Source organism: Parasphingorhabdus sp. (assembly GCF_039982395.1).
Taxonomy (GTDB): Bacteria; Pseudomonadota; Alphaproteobacteria; order Sphingomonadales; family Sphingomonadaceae; genus Parasphingorhabdus.
In genome coordinates this window covers 306428-322647 of sequence record NZ_JBDWYO010000003.1, presented here as the reverse complement: position 1 = coordinate 322647, position 16220 = coordinate 306428, and the positions used below count along the sequence as shown (strand labels likewise).

Below are 16220 nucleotides of genomic sequence, written 5' to 3'. Positions count from 1 at the left end.
AATAGGGTTGTCTGCGAATTTTCATTTGGGACTTGTTTGGTACAATATAGCGGCTAAGCCCTGAAAATGACTAAAGAAGCCAATTTTTGACCGAGAAGCATCAACAGGAACGGATGGCGGCTGCGGGTGGAATTACGCTGGCGTTGCTTGCCTTTGCCGGTTTTCCGCTGGGCGATGCTGTGATCAAGTCGATGGCTGGGGATTGGCCAGCCCAGGCCGTTGCCGCTTTGCGCTTCTCAATCGGGGCGCTAGCCTTGGGCATCATTTTGCTCTTCAGGGAAGGACGACAAGGCTTTAGCGTAAACCGGCCGTGGTTGCATATGGCTCGCGGATTTTCGATCTTCGTCGGAACGATCACGTTTTTCTCCGCCATTTACATCATGCCGCTCGCGGACGCCGTCGCAATATCCTTTGTCAATCCGATATTGACCGCGCTATTCTCTGGTTGGTTTTTGAAAGAGAAGATGCAGCCGCGAACATGGATTGCCACGATCGTTGCCTTTTGCGGGGTATTGATCATGCTGCGGCCCAATGTTGCGGCGTTTGGCTGGGTCGCGATCCTGCCGCTCATTTCCGCCATTGCGATGGCTGCGATGCTCATCCTTAACCGGATGGTATCAAGCCAACGCTCGGTTTTTGCCGCGCAATTTTACAGCGCTTTCTGGGCGGCCACATTTCTTGTCATCGCGACGGTGATAGGACATTGGCTGGTTCCGGTCATGGCCGTTCCCAGCGTACCTGACTGGGATGTTATCCTGCGCTGTGCATTGGTAGCTTTGACCGCCACGGGCTGCCATTTTCTGCTGTTCATGGCTACGATGCGGACGACTGCGGCGGCCATTGCGCCGATTGTCTATATCCAGCTGCTTGTTGCAACAGCCATCAGTGTATTTGTCTTCGGCGATCCGATCGATCGGACCTCGATGATGGGGGGATTGCTGATCATTTTCAGCGGGTTGCTTCTATGGCGCAGTGAACGAAAAGCCGCTCCGGTAACTGCAGCCTAAGGGATCGACCGAATGGTCCTTAGCCGACGGCCTCGGCCAGCACCGTCAGGCCCTTTTCGTTCACCTGGGCAAAGCCACCCTGAACAGAAATCGTTTCCGGCTCGCCGCCTTCGGTTGCGTAGATGACCAAATCGGCATCCCGGATCGTCGACATCACACCAGCATGGTTGGCAAGTACACCAAAGTCGCCTTCTGTGCCGGGAACCACCACCATGAAAACATCATCCGACCGGACGAGTTTTTCAGGGGTTACGAGTTCAAAATGTAGATTTGCCATCGTGATTAGTCCTGTATCGCCGCGTCAAACATTGATGCGGCTTTTTCAAATTTGTCCCGGCAGCCGGTGTTGCAAAATCCAACAACCGCACCTTGGTAAAGGGTCAAAGAGTCTGCCGAAACCGGATCACCCGACCACGGGCAGACTTCATTGACGCAATCTTCAAGGCGCAGTGCAGCCATATTTAGGCTGCTTCAGCCGCCATTTCTTTGCCTTTTTCAATCGCTTCTTCAATGCCGCCAACCATGTAGAAGGCATTTTCAGGAAGGTGATCATATTCGCCATCGACAACAGCCTTGAACGATTTGATCGTGTCTTCGAGATCAACAAATTTACCTTTGATGCCGGTGAAGACTTCAGCAACGTGGAAGGGCTGTGACAGGAATTTCTGAATTTTCCGCGCACGTTGAACGACCAGCTTATCTTCTTCAGAAAGCTCGTCCATGCCGAGAATGGCGATGATGTCCTGCAAAGACTTATATTTTTGCAGGGTTTCTTGAACAGCACGGGCCGTATCATAATGTTCCTGGCCAACGACACGTGGCTCAAGAACACGAGATGTGGAATCGAGCGGATCAACAGCAGGGTAGATGCCCAGCTCTGAAATCGCACGGTTCAAAACGGTCGTAGCATCCAAGTGGGCAAAGCTGGTTGCCGGTGCAGGGTCGGTCAAGTCATCGGCAGGAACGTAAATGGCCTGCACCGATGTAATCGAACCCTTGTTGGTCGAAGTAATACGCTCTTGCAGCGCACCCATGTCCGTTGACAGGGTAGGCTGATAGCCCACAGCCGAAGGAATACGGCCTAGAAGTGCGGACACTTCCGAACCAGCCTGGGTGAAGCGGAAGATGTTGTCGATAAAGAACAACACGTCCTGACCTTCTTCATCACGGAAATATTCCGCCTGAGTCAGACCGGACAAAGCAACACGAGCACGCGCGCCAGGAGGTTCGTTCATCTGACCGAAGACCAGAGCCACTTTGGAACCTTCCGACTTCGGATTGCCGTCGGCATCCTTGGCGATAACGCCTGCGTCGAGAAATTCGTGATAGAGATCGTTACCTTCACGGGTACGCTCACCAACACCGGCGAAAACGGATGTTCCGCCATGGCCTTTTGCGATGTTGTTGATCAGTTCCTGAATAAGAACGGTTTTGCCCACGCCGGCGCCGCCGAACAGACCAATTTTACCGCCTTTTGCATAAGGTGCGAGCAGATCGACAACCTTAATACCGGTTACCAGAATTTCATTCTCGGTTGACTGGTCTACAAAAGGAGGGGCTTCCGCGTGAATAGGAGACGTGGTTTTGTTGCCGATCGGGCCGCGTTCGTCGATTGGCTCACCAATCACGTTCATGATGCGTCCCAGCGTTTCAGGGCCAACAGGCATCTGGATCTGGGAACCGGTCGCCGTCACTTCCTGACCGCGGGTCAGACCTTCGGTCGCATCCATTGCGATGGTACGAACCGTGTTTTCGCCGAGATGCTGTGCAACCTCGAGTACAAGCCGGTTACCGTTATTATCGGTTTCCAGAGCCGAGAGAATTGCCGGGATTTCCGTGTCAAAGGATACATCGACGACAGCGCCGATAACCTGTGAAATGCGGCCTGTATTTTTGGTCTTTGCCATTTGTCTTACTTCCTTGCTCAAATCTTTAATTTTCAACTTCAGGATATACTTCCCACCATTCGCCAGAACGATTTTCTACAACCAAATTCAACCTATTGCTCCGTTTAGAAGAGGCGCTTCGCCATCCTACTCTACAATAAAAATGGTTTGGTTCTTTCCTTCGCTTACAAGAATGAAACGTGACTTTTTCGATATAGTTGAAAACAGGGAGTGTTTCAGTTTCGATCATCCACTGATAATCGGCATCCTGACCCTGCTTAATCACTTTTTTCAATTCTTTTGCAGTTGGTGGTTTAATCCTTTCGTTCGTTAATACGCATCCACTCATCACAAATAATCCGACAAATAGCAGCGCGGGTCTCAATGTTATAGCGCTTCAGCGCCAGCAATAATTTCAATCAATTCGGTGGTAATCGCGGCCTGACGGCTGCGGTTGTAAATGATGGTGAGGTTGTCGATCAGATCTCCGGCATTGCGGGTCGCATTGTCCATTGCGGTCATCGACGCGCCTTGTTCCGACGCCATATTTTCTAGCAATGCGCCGAAAACCTGCGTGGTTAGGTTACGTGGCAACAGTTCGGCGAGAATTTCTTCCTCATCCGGTTCATAATCCACAGCCCCTTCAGACTCGGCAACAGCGCCTTCTGCAACCGCAATCGGAATGATTTGCTGAACCGTCGGTTCTTGAACCAGTGCCGATTTGAATTTGCCGAAGAAAAGATGGGCAACATCAAATTTGCCTTCTTCGACCAGCGTGGTCAGCTCGGCAGCAATGGCTTTGGCTTCCTCAAATCCGGGTGTTTTGGCATTCGACGTATCGAAATGCTTCAAAATCTGACCGGGATAGAGGCGCTTGATGATCGGGATGCCTTTGCGTCCGACCATGTAGAACAGCACCTTGTGACCGTCGCTGGTCAGTTGCTCTGCTTTGACGCGGGCTTCCTTGACGATGTTGGCATTGAACGCGCCGCAAAGACCGCGGTCCGATGTGGCCACAACCAAGAGGTGCGTCTCATTCTTACCCGTGCCGGCCAAGAGCTTTGACGAATTCTCGTCAATCGCAACCTTGGAAGCGAGGCTTGCCATCACTTTTTCCATCTGCTCTGCATATGGACGTGCAGCTTCAGCTGCCATTTGCGCCCGGCGCAATTTGGCAGCGGCGACCATTTGCTTGGCCTTGGTGATCTTCTGGGTCGATTTTACCGACCCGATCCGATCTTTCAGTTCCTTAAGATTAGCCATATTCTCTCTTTCCCGTAGGGTTAGTCAGGCTTAGCTAAAGGTTTTGCCGAAAGCAGCGAGTGCAGCTTCGAGCGATGCTTTTGTGTCATCTGCCAAGTCACCGCTTTCACGGATCGTTTTCAGAACATCAGCATGTTCGCTGCGCATATGCGCCAGCATGGCTTCCTCATAACGAACAACGTCAGTCACGCCGACGCTGTCGAGGTGGCCGTTGGTGCCTGCGTAGATGGAAGCCGTCTGCTCTTCAAATGGAAGAGGCGAGAATTGTGCCTGTTTCAGAAGCTGGGTCAAACGCTCACCACGAGACAGCAATTGCTGTGTCGAAGCGTCAAGATCAGAACCAAATTGCGCAAACGCCGCCATTTCACGATATTGGGCAAGATCCAGCTTAATCGAACCGGACACTTTCTTCATAGCTTTGGTCTGAGCCGCGGAACCCACACGAGAAACCGACAGACCCACGTTAATAGCAGGACGGATGCCTTGGTTGAACAGATCGGTTTCGAGGAAGATCTGACCATCGGTAATCGAAATCACATTGGTTGGAATATACGCCGAAACGTCACCAGCCTGAGTTTCAATGATTGGCAATGCGGTCAAAGAACCGGATCCATTGTCTTCGTTCATTTTCGCGGCACGTTCGAGCAAACGACTATGCAGATAGAAAACGTCGCCAGGATAAGCTTCACGTCCTGGAGGACGACGAAGAAGCAAGGACATCTGGCGATACGCCACGGCCTGCTTGGAGAGATCATCATAAACGATACAAGCATGCTTGCCGTTGTCGCGGAAATACTCGCCCATCGTGACACCAGTATAAGGTGCAAGATATTGAAGGGGTGCAGGCTCGGAAGCGGTCGCAGCCACAACAATGGTATATTCCATCGCGCCATTTTCTTCGAGGCTCTTCACGATTTGAGCAACAGTCGAACGCTTCTGACCGATAGCAACATAGATGCAGTAAAGTTTCTTGCCTTCGTCATCGCCAGCATTGACTGTCTTCTGGTTGATGAACGTATCAATTGCCACGGCGGTTTTACCGGTTTGACGATCGCCAATGATAAGCTCACGTTGGCCACGGCCAACAGGAACAAGCGCATCAAGTGCTTTCAGACCAGTCTGGACAGGCTCGTGCACAGATTTCCGAGGGATAATGCCCGGCGCCTTGACTTCAACACGGCTACGTTTCTTGGTTTTGATCGGGCCTTTGCCATCAATCGGATTGCCAAGACCATCAACAACGCGGCCAAGCAATTCCGGTCCGATGGGAACGTCCACAATCGTGCCGGTCCGCTTAACAACATCGCCTTCTTTAATTTCAGCGTCAGAGCCGAAGATCACGACGCCGACATTGTCAGCTTCAAGGTTCAGGGCCATGCCCTGAATGCCGTTGGAGAATTCAACCATCTCACCAGCTTGTACCTGGTCGAGACCGTGGATACGGGCAATACCGTCACCGACGGCAAGCACGGTTCCGACTTCGGAAACCTGAGCTTCGTTGCCAAAATTGGCGATCTGGTCTTTGATGACCTTTGAAATTTCTGCGGCGCGAATATCCATGTGTATCTTCCTTTAGCCCTTCATGGCCTGCGATAGGGTGTTCAAACGGGTTTTAATCGAGCTGTCGATCATCTGGCTGCCGATTTTCACGACCAGCCCGCCCAATAAAGACGAATCAACGGCGGTGGAAACGCTAACATCGCTTCCCACACGTTTTTTAAGCTGCGCTTTCAGCGCAGTAATCTGCTTCTTGTCCAACGGATGAGCCGAGGTGACTTCCGCGGTGATTTCTCCACGATGACCGGAAGCCAAAGTCGTGAAGGCGCGAATGACCGCCGGGATCTGGTCAAGACGACGGTTCGCAGCGAGCACGCCGAGAACATTCGTCGTCAAGCTATCCAACTTCATTGCCTTGGCTGTCGCTGCAACGGCTTTGCCGGCATCGATACGGGACAGAACCGGGCTGCTGGTAAGCGCCCTGAGGTCTTCCGATTCGGCCATTGCCCCGCTGAGCGTGTCGAGGCTGGTTTGAACCGCTTCGATGCTCTTATTTTCTTCTGCAAGAGTGAATAGGGCAGTGGCGTAACGCCCTGCTAAACTCGCTCTGATGCCGCTGGAATGATCCACGCGTTTGCTTCTCCCTGACCGAAATTCTGGTCTGAAAACCGTTTAAGAAATGGTCCGCTTTATGGCCGAAAATCCTGCGATTCCGCCCACGGATGCGCGGCGTCTAGCAACCATTTTACTGCGATGCAAGATGGCTTGAGGAATCATTTGCAAATGTTGCCAAAGCGGCAGAATTCAGGTCGTTTTAATTCATGGGCTCACAAAATTTGCTTTGATCGCAAGATACCGGAAGCGGTCCTGTGCGGATGCGTGCAAATGGGCTACATCAGTAAGCGCGAATCCCGAGGCAAAGATGGTCGACGACAAAATAGCATGGCAAGCGATGGAGAACCGTGATCGTTCGTTCGATGGCAAGTTCGTCACCGGCGTTCTGAGCACGGGGATATATTGCCGCCCTTCCTGTGCGGCGCGCCACCCCAAGAGAGAAAATGTAAGGTTCTTTGCCAAGCCGGAGCAGGCTGAGGCAGCGGGGCTCCGCGCCTGCTTGCGTTGTCTCCCCAATGATGTGGCGCGCGACGAGGGCGCGGTGAAGTTGGTGATTGATGCTATTCGCATGGCTGAGACAGCGCCGAAGCTGAACGAGTTGGCCGAACTGACCGGCTATTCGCCCACCCATTTGCAACGGATTTTTAAACGCGACACTGGATTGTCACCCGCTGGCTACGCGCGCGCGTTGCGCTCTGAACGGGTCGAAGATGCGCTCGCCGGCGGGGCATCGGTGACCGAAGCTATTTACGATGCTGGCTATGGGTCGGCTTCGCAATTTTATGAGGAACGCAAAATGGGCCAGAGAACAGGCATGAATCCAAATATTTGGAGTAACGGCGGCGAAGGGGTCACGGTGCACTGGGCCACCGTCGAAACTTATCTCGGCACTATGTTGGTTGCGGCAACCGAAAAGGGGGTCTGCTGCCTTTCCTTCAACGAAGGCGAGACAGAATTGCGCCACCGCTTTCCGAAGGCGGATTTGCAAATTGGCGGCAGGGAATTTGAGAAACTTCTGGGTGATGTGGTGGCCCAGGTCGAGGCGCCGGGTCGTTCTCATAACATTCCACTGGATGTGCAGGGTACAGCCTTTCAGGAAGCTGTATGGCGGGAGTTGCGGAAAATTCCAGAGGGCGAAACACGCAGCTATGCGGATGTCGCCGCTGCCATCGGCAAGCCGAAAGCGGTGCGCGCAGTTGGCAGCGCCAATGGCGCGAACAATGTGGCCGTCCTGATCCCTTGCCACCGGGTGGTGCGCAGCGACGGGACCATGGGCGGCTATGCTTATGGGTTGGAAATCAAGCAATTGCTGTTGGAAAAGGAAATAAAATGAACGAGAAAGTACAAAGCTTTGGTGATCTTCACATTCCCGGCAATCCCCTCATCCTGGTCAATATCTGGGACGCGGGCAGCGCAAAAGCGGTTGCAGCAGCCGGCGCAAAAGCATTGGCTACCGGAAGCTATGGGGTTGCCGGCGCGCAAGGCATCGCCGACGGCGAGGCTTTTCCTCTTGATGATGCGATGATCAATCTAGAGCATATCGCGGCTGTGACCGATCTACCGATCAGCATCGATCTCGAGGCCGGCTATGGTGATGATTCAGGCCGAGTGCGGCAATCCGCGCAACGTGCCTATGATGCCGGTGCCAGCGGCATCAATATGGAAGATCGGATGCCGGGCGAAGACCCGTTGCTCGCGCCAGAGGTTTTTGCAGAACGATTGGCTGCCGCAGCCTCTTCGGGGCTTTGGGTGAACGCTCGCTGCGATGTGTTCCGCGGTCAATCGGCGGAAGAAAATGGAGAAGCCTTGGTCGCGCAGGTGCTCGAGAGGGCGAACATATATGCCGATGCCGGGGCAGGGAGCTTGTTCGTACCGTTTCTAAGCGATGCAGTCTGCATCGGCACCATCTGTGAAGCCTCCCCGTTGCCGGTGAATATATTGCGCGCTCCTGACGGGCCCGATCACAAGGCATTGGCTGGCCTTGGTGTCGCCCGGATCAGCCATGGCCATCAATCTTGGGCTGCGGCGATGGATTGGTTGACCGGTCAAGCGCAAAGAGTGTTTGAAGGCGGCGAGCCCGACTATTGAGCGGAGAGCTTGCACTCATAAACCAGTCGCTCATTTGCCTGGTTTGGCAATTCTGCTCTGATCGCCTTCACCATATCCTCGATATCGGCGAGTGACTTGCTGTCGCTGGTGCAAGCCTTGTTGCCATATTTTGAGCGGATGGCGCGGGCTTTGGTCATGGCGTCGAGGCCAACCAGATAGCGCTCTTCGGTAAATTCGCCGCGATCCGTCTGGAAACTGCTGATGGTGACGGTCTGTTCTTGGTTGGGCACGAATATCCGCGACCATTTGGCACCGTCGCGGCCATATTGGGTGCGGCCGTTGACGCAGCCACCCTCTGCCCATTCCAGCGGCAGTTCATTCTGTTGTGATACCGTGATCCGGCTGCGCTGCGGGTTGATTGTACATTGATATTTTCCAGAGAGCACCGCGCTTGCTTGTTGAGGAGCGGCCTTGTCTGCATTGGCCCGCAAGGCCGCGGCAACGCGGTCTTCGATTTCGCTAAAATCCGGCCGGGATAAGAATGTGAAGATCGCGCCCAGCAGAAGGATCGCCGCGGCGCCCGCTGCGGCAATAGCCGGATTGCGTTTGCCTTGCACCATCAAGACGCCAGCGCCACCGGCTGCCAACAGCGCCAGAACCAAGATCAGCGCCGCTATCGCCATCCGGTTTTCGCGCTCGGTTATAATATCTTGGGATATGCCGGTGCGCAATTTGGTTTCGGCGCGCTCCCGCTCGTCGGCTTCCGCTGCCTTTGCGGCTTCCACCTGGGCACGGGCAGCCGCTTCCCGCTGCTGTTCTGCCTGACTGATTTCCGCTGCAGAACGGCAGGGCGTCGCAGTCGCCCCGACTTTAACCCCGGCCTTGCGGAGGAAGTTCAATATCTCGCGCGCCGAAACGGCAAACCCAAATTCGGCGTCATTGCCATTGCTCAAGGATCCGAAACTATTGGCGCCAAGGATTCTGCCACAATTGTCGATCAAGGGCCCGCCGCTATTGCCCGAAGCAATGGGCGCCGTGTGCAGGATCGTATCAAACTGTTTGGTTGTCCGTCCGCCGGAGACTGTTCCTGTGGTTTTGACCGGCGACATCGGGTTGATCAGGTCATCCAGGTCGAGGCCTTGTGCGCGATCGACGGATCCGGGATAGCCGATGGCCACGACATCCGCGCCATCACCGACCTGACCGCCGAAAATCGACATGGGCGGCAAGCGCCCGCCATCCAGCACTTGAATAAGTGCTAGATCATTGCTCGGCGAATAGGCGATGATCTTGCCGCCATAGCTTTTGCCGCCTTGTGACGGGATAATGCCGATGACAACAGACGCTTCCTGTCGGGCGATTTCTACGACATGGGCGTTGGTTACGATCTTGTCCGGAGCCACGGCAAAGCCGCTACCATGACCGACGAAGGCGACTTTTTTGCCATCTTTTGCGGCGATCACCACCCGAACAACCGAGCGGCTGGCGGCACTAATATCGGCTGGGTCCGCTTGAACGGGCCCGGTTAGTAAGGCGGTGGCCACAAGAGTGAGGATCAGAAGAAAACGATTCATGCCGGAGCTTTCAAAATTATATGCTCTGCATTCGATGCAAAGCCTTGTTCGACATTAGCGCTAACTTACCCGATGCCGCGCATCAAGTGCATAGCCGCATCGGATCAAACAAAACTATAGGGATCAACATCGACGCCCACCCGAACGGCCCGCGGCCATTCCAGCTTTTCCAGCCAGTCGCGCATGATATTCTGCAAGTCGACCGAACGCATGGCGTGCACCAACAGCCGGTGCCGATGGCGTCCGCGCAGCATAGCCAGTGGCGCAGGCGCGGGGCCGTAGACCGAAAAGCCGTCTAGCTTTGGCGCTGTCTGACCGATCAGGCGCGCGGTTTCCATCGCTTCCTGATTGTCTTCCGAGGAAACAATGATGGCGGCCCAGCGCGCGAATGGCGGGGCGTGTGCCTGACGCCGTGATTCAATTTCAGCGGCATAAAAGCCTTCCCGATCGTTCTTGATCAAGGCCTGAATCACAGGCGCGTTTGGCATTCGGGTCTGGACATAGACGCGGCCTGGCTTCTCGGCTCTTCCGGCCCGGCCCGCAACCTGTGCAATCTGTTGGAAACTGCGTTCGGCGGCGCGCAAATCGCCGCCCTCCAGCCCGATATCGGCATCGACGACACCGACCAATGTGAGATTGGGAAAGTGATAGCCCTTGGTTACCAACTGGGTACCAACGACGATATCAATCACTCCGGCTTCCATCTGATCGACGAAATCGGCGGCGCGCTGGGGAGACCAGATCGTGTCTGAAGTGACAATGGCGGTCCGCGCAGCGGGGAATAGCATTTTGACTTCGTCGCAAATTCGTTCGACTCCGGGGCCGCAGGCGACAAGACTGTCTTCGTCTCCGCATTCCGGGCATTTTTCCGGGATCGGCATGACATGGCCGCAATGATGGCAGGCTAAGCGGCGGGTCAGGCGATGCTCGACCATCCATGCGGTGCAATTGGGGCAGTCGATCCGATGGCCGCAGGTCCGGCACAAAGTAAGCGGCGCGAAGCCGCGTCGGTTGAGGAACAGGAGAGATTGCTCGCGCTTTTCGAGATTTTCCTCCAGCGCGTGGACGAGAGTCGGGGCAAGCCAGCTGCCGCGCTCGGGTACATCTGCGGTGAGGTCCAGAGCTTCGATATCAGGCATCGTTGCACCGCCAAATCGTGCAGGCAATTCGAGCAGTTCGTAATTGCCCTGCTCGACTTGATGGCGGCTTTCTATCGCAGGAGTGGCGGAAGCCAAGATGATAGGGATTTGTTCATATAGTCCGCGCATCACCGCAACATCGCGGGCATGGTAACGCACGCCATCTTCTTGCTTGAAGCTGGTTTCGTGCGCTTCATCGACGATGATCAGGCCAAGATTGGCATAAGGCAGAAACAGGGCAGAGCGCGCGCCGACAATCACGCGGGCATTGCCTTCCGCCAGCGCTCTCCAGTTCTTCTTGCGCTCTGACTGTTTCATGCCGCTATGCCAAGCTAGGGGCTCCGCGCCGAAGCGCGCCTCAAATCGATTGAGAAACGGTTCGGTTAAAGCGATCTCGGGGAGCAGCACAAGCACTTGCTTGTCTTGCCGTAACGCCTCGGCGACGGCTTCAAAATAGACTTCGGTCTTGCCCGATCCGGTGACGCCGTCGAGCAGAAATGGTTTGAATTCAGAAGACCGCACCGCTTCGATCAAAATATCACTCACGTCGCTTTGATCCTGGCTGAGGTCGACCGTGCCGAAATTGGGCGTGGGGTCAGCGGTGATTGCGAAGGGAGATATTTCTTCCCTGTCGAACACGCCCAGCTTTTCCAGCCCGCGGATGACCGCTACCGAAACTCCAGCTTTTTGGGCTAGTTCGGTGATCGTGCCTTGGACATCGATGAGCTTTTCCAGCGCCTGTTCGCGCTGTGCCGTCATACGATCGGGAATGCTGCCGTTCAATCTATATTCGCTGATCGGGCGATTGTCGGCAAAGGCCGCTCCGCTCGACAGGACCATGCGCAAGACCGATGCCGGCGACGCAAAATAATAAGCGGCCGTCCATTCGATCAAGCGCCGCAGCGGCGCACGCAATGGCGGTACTTCCCGAAGTTCGAGTAGGGGACGCAGCTTTTTCGGATCGATTTCTTCAACCGGAAAGCTCTCGGCTTCCCATACAACGCCCGGAACCTTGCGCGGACCAAGAGGCGCCATGACTATGGAGCCGGGTTCGGCAGGCATGCCATCGGGAACGCGATAGTCGAGTGGACCGAGAGCGGCATTGAGAAGAAGGACGCGGACGCGATTCATATTCATGCTATAGGTATGGAATCATCATTCGTCATTCGTGCATTGGCGAAAAATTGGAGAGGGATCATGATCTATCATCGCAGAACTGTTCTGGGCTTTGGCGCCGCCGCCGGATTGCTTGCGCTTCCCGGCTGTTCGAGCTTGCCGGGCCTTAGTCTGACAGAGGCCATCAAGCGACTGCTCACCTTGTCGTCGCAAAATGCCTTTGCCGAATTGCTGCAACCCAACGGCTTTTTCGACAGCCAGGTCGCACGCCTTTCTGTGCCGGATTCGATCGGCGGTTCGCGGGTGACTAGCATCGCAACCGCTTTGCTGCGTTCGGGACCGATGCAGGAGCGGTTGTTGAAACAGGTCAACCGCGCTGCGGAAAAAGGCGCTGAACTTGCTGCCCCGATCGTTGCGGAAACCATCCGCAATATGAGCATCGCTGATGCCGCTGCCATCATCAATGGCGGACCACGCGCGGCGACCAGTCTTCTGCAAGGCCAATTGGGCAACACGCTGGTTGACCAAATGCTGCCAGGCGTTGGCAGCGGATTGAAGCTGTTTGACAATGAAATCATCAATCTCGTGCTGTCGCAGGTCACCAATGTTGATTTGGGCAGCATCAGCCGGGATGTGTCCAGCAAAGCCAATGATGCCATATATCGTTCGATCGGCGCACAGGAGGAGTCGATTCGCGCCAATCCACGAGCGACCAATGATCCACTGCTGATTGCGGTTCTGGGTGTCGGCAAAGCCTTTTAACGGGATGGATCGATCGGCAGGCTGATTTTTTAGTCCCGGAATTCTCCCCCAATCTATCCACAGCTTTTTGCCGGCAAAGGCGGAGCGGCAGTTTCACGCCTGATAGAAAGCGGATAGGCCATCGTCACAGCCGAATTTTCCTTATGTTTTTTGGAGTCAGAGTGATGAAATTCTTTGTAGATACCGCCGATACCGCGGAAATCGCTGATCTTGCTGCGACCGGCATGGTCGATGGCGTCACCACCAACCCTTCGCTAATCAAGAAATCGGGTCGCGACATTATCGAAGTCACCAAGGAAATTTGCGGCCTGACCGACGGACCCGTTTCTGCCGAAGTCATCGCGCTCGATCATGATGCCATGATGAAAGAAGCGGAAGTCCTGCGCAAAATTGCAGACAATGTCTGCATCAAAGTACCGTTGACGATTGACGGCCTGAAAACCTGCAAGGCGCTAACCAGCGAAGGCACGATGGTCAATGTCACGCTTTGTTTTTCCGCCAATCAGGCGCTGCTTGCAGCTAAGGCCGGCGCAAGCTTCATCTCACCTTTTGTCGGGCGTCATGACGACAACGGCCTCGACGGTATGACGTTGATCGAAGATATCCGGTTGATTTACGACAATTATGCCTTTGATACGGAAATTCTGGTGGCGTCTATCCGTCACCCAATCCATGTGCTGGAATCGGCGCGCATCGGTGCTGACGTCGGGACTATGCCGCCCAATGTCATCCGCAATCTGTTCAAACATGTGCTGACCGACAAGGGGCTTGAAGGCTTCCTCAAGGATTGGGAAGCAACCGGCCAGAATATTGGTTGAATAGAGCCTCGTCATCCTGGCACAACCCCGGGATGACGAAGGGCTCTAGGTCACAAGGCCTTCGGTGCTGGATCAACCACGGCAAAACTGCCGTTGCGGATTTCCTGAACTTCCAGCGCACGCTCGGAAATTCCATTTCTTTTGAACCGGAACACGCCGTCTAGTCCGATGAATCCACCGGAATCGGTGAGTTGGTTGATCGGAAAGGGCGAGCCGACTTTCCAGTTGCGCGCAACCTTGACGGTGAGCAGAACGGAATCATAGCCAAGGCTGGATAGACGGAAAGGCGCTCTGCCGTAGCGTGCGCGATATTTATTGGCATATTGCTTGTAGAGACCATCCGACACGCTGGCGAATAATGCACCGCGCATAGAGACGGAACCGGCCAATTTGCTGCTGGTGTTCCAAAGGTCCGTACCGAGGATTTTCGCAGAGCTGCTCGCATTTTTGCGGATATACGGAGCGGCCTTGATCGCCATATTGCCGTTGTCTGCAAGCAGAACTGCTTCAAAATCGCCATTTTGCGAAAGCTTCTTGGTCGCCGATTCTATGGACCGGGAATCCCGATTGAATGTCTGGATCGACACCACGGTGCCGCCGACATCTTTCACGCGGCGCAACAGAGTTGACGAGGCGCGCTGTCCATAAACGCCATTGGGGACCAGCGCCGCAAAGCGCGTCATGCCTTTTGCTTTGGCATAGTCAACAACCCGGTTGATCGACTGGGAGGGAATATGCCCCAGAATGAAGACATTGTTTCCGGCTACGCCGCTGTCATTGGAGAAGCTTAAAATGGGCACACCGGCAGGACGCGCTATATTGGCGGTCGCCACAACATTGTCGCTCAGCAACGGGCCGATGATAAGCTTGTTGCCATCGCGGATGGCGCTTTGCGCTGCTGCCGTCACGCCTTTGGCTGTGTCATAGCTTGTCATCCGGATGTTTGCTGCCTTGGTATCCAGCAGCGCCATGGTGGTAGCATTGGCGAGTGACTGGCCGACGCCGGCGTTTTTACCAGAAAGCGGAACCAGCAAAGCAATGCGGTGATGTTTTTGATCATCGGGAAGGCCGGTGGTTACCGGCGGTGGCGTCGGAGTAGCTGTTTTCGGAGGCTCGGCACCGCGCGGTACGACGGTGGAACAGCCCGCGAGGAAGACAAAGGCCGTTGCGCCCGTCCATTTCAAAAAGCCGCGCTTCTTGGTTTGATCTTGTCCTTGATGCAACTTGTCTGCCATGACCGTCATATGTCTGCTCCTACCCTCTCCGGTCTCTATATCGTCGCCACCCCAATCGGCAACCTTGGAGATTTGTCGCGCCGCGCCGAAGAAATTCTCGGCGTGGCTGATATCATCTTAGTCGAGGATACAAGAGTAACAGGCAAGCTATTGAATCATATTGGTAAAAAGTCAAAGATGATAGTCTATAATGACCATAAGTCGGCAGCGGACCGCAATGGCATTTTGGAGTCGATTGGATGTAAAATTGTCGCACTGGTCAGCGATGCCGGAACGCCTCTGATCTCTGACCCCGGTTATAAGCTGGTCCGCGACGCGCAGGCGGCCGGGCTATATGTCACTACGATTCCCGGTCCCAGCGCGGCTATCGCCGCCCTGACTCTGTCCGGACTTCCCAGCGACCGTTTCCTGTTCGAAGGCTTTTTGCCAAGCAAGACCAAGGCCAGAAGTGAAGGGCTAGAGGCGCTTAAGGCACTAAACGCCAGCCTGATCTTTTACGAAAATGGTGCCCGGCTTGGCGGGATGCTGTCCGACGCGCTCGCGATATTGGGGGATCGCAAAGCGGCTGTCGTCCGCGAAATTACCAAGCGATTTGAGGAGACCGTGACCGGTTCACTCAGCGAACTGGCAGAACGCTATGATTCGGAGAAACCCAAGGGCGAAATTGTTGTCATCATCGGCCCTCCCGGTGCACCGGAGGCGGCTAGCGAGCAAGAGATTGAGGCGGCACTTCGAGAAGCCTTGGAGCGTTTGCCGGCGTCCAAGGCGGCAGGAGAGGTCGCGCGCGCATTCAGCACCGACCGCAGGGCGCTTTATGACCTCGCCAATCGTTGGAAGGCAGACGGTTCGGCATGAAACGTGAGGCAGCGGAAAAGCGGGGGCGTCAGGCCGAAAAGACCGCGGCCCGCTTCCTGCGCTTGAAAGGCTGGCGGATATTGGCGGAAAGGGTCCGGACGCCTCGCGGTGAGGTTGATCTGATCGCTAAGCGGGGCGGACTGGTGGCCTTTGTCGAGGTCAAGGCTCGCAGCAAAATTGCGGATCTGGAGCAGTCGATTGATCTAAAGCGGTTGAAGCGGGTCGCTGATGCTGTGGAAATTCTCTATTCTGAATATTGCAAGAAGGGCGAAGATGCGCGGATTGATGTCATTTTGGTCACCCCGCGCCGCTTACCGGTCCATCTCACAAATGTTTGGCATGGATTCTGATCCGCTTTGATGCGTGATCTGTCCCGAAGCATAGCTTTCCTGCGCTAAACCAAA

General features: G+C 54.9%; 17 protein-coding genes. 7 read left to right on the top strand and 10 right to left on the bottom strand.

All coding sequences use genetic code 11. The features are described 5' to 3' along the window. Positions 1-86 precede the first annotated feature (86 nt). Positions 87-1007, top strand: a complete 921-nt coding sequence (locus tag ABJV08_RS08190; RefSeq protein WP_348040838.1) for a DMT family transporter — start codon at positions 87-89, stop codon at positions 1005-1007. A gap of 19 nt (positions 1008-1026) precedes the next feature. Here the strand turns inward: ABJV08_RS08190 and ABJV08_RS08185 are convergent, their stop codons facing one another. The 7 genes from ABJV08_RS08185 to ABJV08_RS08155 are packed head-to-tail and all read right to left on the bottom strand — an operon-like array spanning position 1027 to position 6283. Then, entirely contained in the window at positions 1027-1284 is a 258-nt protein-coding gene (locus tag ABJV08_RS08185) for an ATP synthase F1 subunit epsilon (RefSeq protein WP_348040837.1), read from the bottom strand. A gap of 5 nt (positions 1285-1289) precedes the next feature. After that, positions 1290-1466, bottom strand: a complete 177-nt coding sequence (locus ABJV08_RS08180) for a glutathione S-transferase (RefSeq protein ID WP_348040836.1) — start codon at positions 1464-1466, stop codon at positions 1290-1292. Positions 1467-1468: 2 nt separating this feature from the next. Further along, complete coding sequence (gene atpD / locus ABJV08_RS08175; protein WP_348040835.1) at positions 1469-2914, bottom strand: F0F1 ATP synthase subunit beta; 1446 nt, start codon at positions 2912-2914, stop codon at positions 1469-1471. Between the two features lie 25 nt (positions 2915-2939). Continuing rightward, positions 2940-3242: a hypothetical protein gene (locus ABJV08_RS08170; RefSeq protein ID WP_348040833.1), complete on the bottom strand. Its 303-nt coding sequence runs from the start codon at positions 3240-3242 to the stop codon at positions 2940-2942. Positions 3243-3280: 38 nt separating this feature from the next. Continuing rightward, positions 3281-4156 (bottom strand): F0F1 ATP synthase subunit gamma, encoded by an 876-nt coding sequence (locus ABJV08_RS08165; RefSeq protein ID WP_348040831.1) that lies wholly within the window; start codon positions 4154-4156, stop codon positions 3281-3283. Between the two features lie 30 nt (positions 4157-4186). Next, entirely contained in the window at positions 4187-5716 is a 1530-nt protein-coding gene (atpA, locus tag ABJV08_RS08160; protein WP_348040829.1) for a F0F1 ATP synthase subunit alpha, read from the bottom strand. Positions 5717-5728: 12 nt separating this feature from the next. After that, the gene (locus ABJV08_RS08155) at positions 5729-6283 is read right to left on the bottom strand and encodes a F0F1 ATP synthase subunit delta (protein WP_348040827.1); all 555 of its coding nucleotides are present in this window, start codon (positions 6281-6283) and stop codon (positions 5729-5731) included. 292 nt (positions 6284-6575) lie between these two features. On the opposite strand from ABJV08_RS08155, the gene ABJV08_RS08150 reads away from it, so the two are divergent. Continuing rightward, positions 6576-7601 carry a methylated-DNA--[protein]-cysteine S-methyltransferase gene (locus ABJV08_RS08150; protein ID WP_348040825.1) on the top strand — a complete coding sequence of 342 codons (1026 nt, stop codon included), beginning with the start codon at positions 6576-6578 and terminating at the stop codon, positions 7599-7601. Next, on the top strand, positions 7598-8356 hold the full coding sequence (locus ABJV08_RS08145; RefSeq protein WP_348040823.1) for an isocitrate lyase/phosphoenolpyruvate mutase family protein: 759 nt from the start codon (positions 7598-7600) through the stop codon (positions 8354-8356). Before ABJV08_RS08150 ends, ABJV08_RS08145 begins: the two co-directional genes overlap by 4 nt. On the opposite strand, the gene ABJV08_RS08140 is transcribed toward ABJV08_RS08145, so the two are convergent. Together ABJV08_RS08140 and ABJV08_RS08135 are read right to left on the bottom strand one after the other, a co-directional pair. Further along, positions 8350-9891, bottom strand: coding sequence for a trypsin-like peptidase domain-containing protein (locus tag ABJV08_RS08140; protein ID WP_348040821.1), 1542 nt, complete (start codon positions 9889-9891; stop codon positions 8350-8352). The genes ABJV08_RS08145 and ABJV08_RS08140 overlap by 7 nt on opposite strands. 104 nt (positions 9892-9995) lie before the next feature. Continuing rightward, positions 9996-12161: a primosomal protein N' gene (locus tag ABJV08_RS08135; RefSeq protein ID WP_348041269.1), complete on the bottom strand. Its 2166-nt coding sequence runs from the start codon at positions 12159-12161 to the stop codon at positions 9996-9998. A 66-nt stretch (positions 12162-12227) separates the two neighbouring features. On the opposite strand from ABJV08_RS08135, the gene ABJV08_RS08130 reads away from it, so the two are divergent. Both ABJV08_RS08130 and fsa read left to right on the top strand, forming a co-directional pair. Beyond that, the gene (locus ABJV08_RS08130) at positions 12228-12908 is read left to right on the top strand and encodes a DUF4197 domain-containing protein (protein ID WP_348040819.1); all 681 of its coding nucleotides are present in this window, start codon (positions 12228-12230) and stop codon (positions 12906-12908) included. A 164-nt stretch (positions 12909-13072) separates the two neighbouring features. Next, positions 13073-13726, top strand: a complete 654-nt coding sequence (fsa, locus tag ABJV08_RS08125; protein WP_348040817.1) for a fructose-6-phosphate aldolase — start codon at positions 13073-13075, stop codon at positions 13724-13726. 50 nt (positions 13727-13776) lie between these two features. Here the strand turns inward: fsa and ABJV08_RS08120 are convergent, their stop codons facing one another. Continuing rightward, positions 13777-14970 (bottom strand): penicillin-binding protein activator, encoded by a 1194-nt coding sequence (locus ABJV08_RS08120; protein ID WP_348040815.1) that lies wholly within the window; start codon positions 14968-14970, stop codon positions 13777-13779. On the opposite strand from ABJV08_RS08120, the gene rsmI reads away from it, so the two are divergent. Both rsmI and ABJV08_RS08110 read left to right on the top strand, forming a co-directional pair. Continuing rightward, a complete protein-coding gene (gene rsmI, locus ABJV08_RS08115) occupies positions 14971-15816 on the top strand; it encodes a 16S rRNA (cytidine(1402)-2'-O)-methyltransferase (protein WP_348040813.1) in 846 nt (281 codons plus the stop codon). It begins immediately after the preceding gene. Further along, positions 15813-16166 (top strand): YraN family protein, encoded by a 354-nt coding sequence (locus ABJV08_RS08110; RefSeq protein ID WP_348040811.1) that lies wholly within the window; start codon positions 15813-15815, stop codon positions 16164-16166. The genes rsmI and ABJV08_RS08110 overlap by 4 nt, the downstream gene beginning before the upstream one ends. Positions 16167-16220 lie beyond the last annotated feature (54 nt).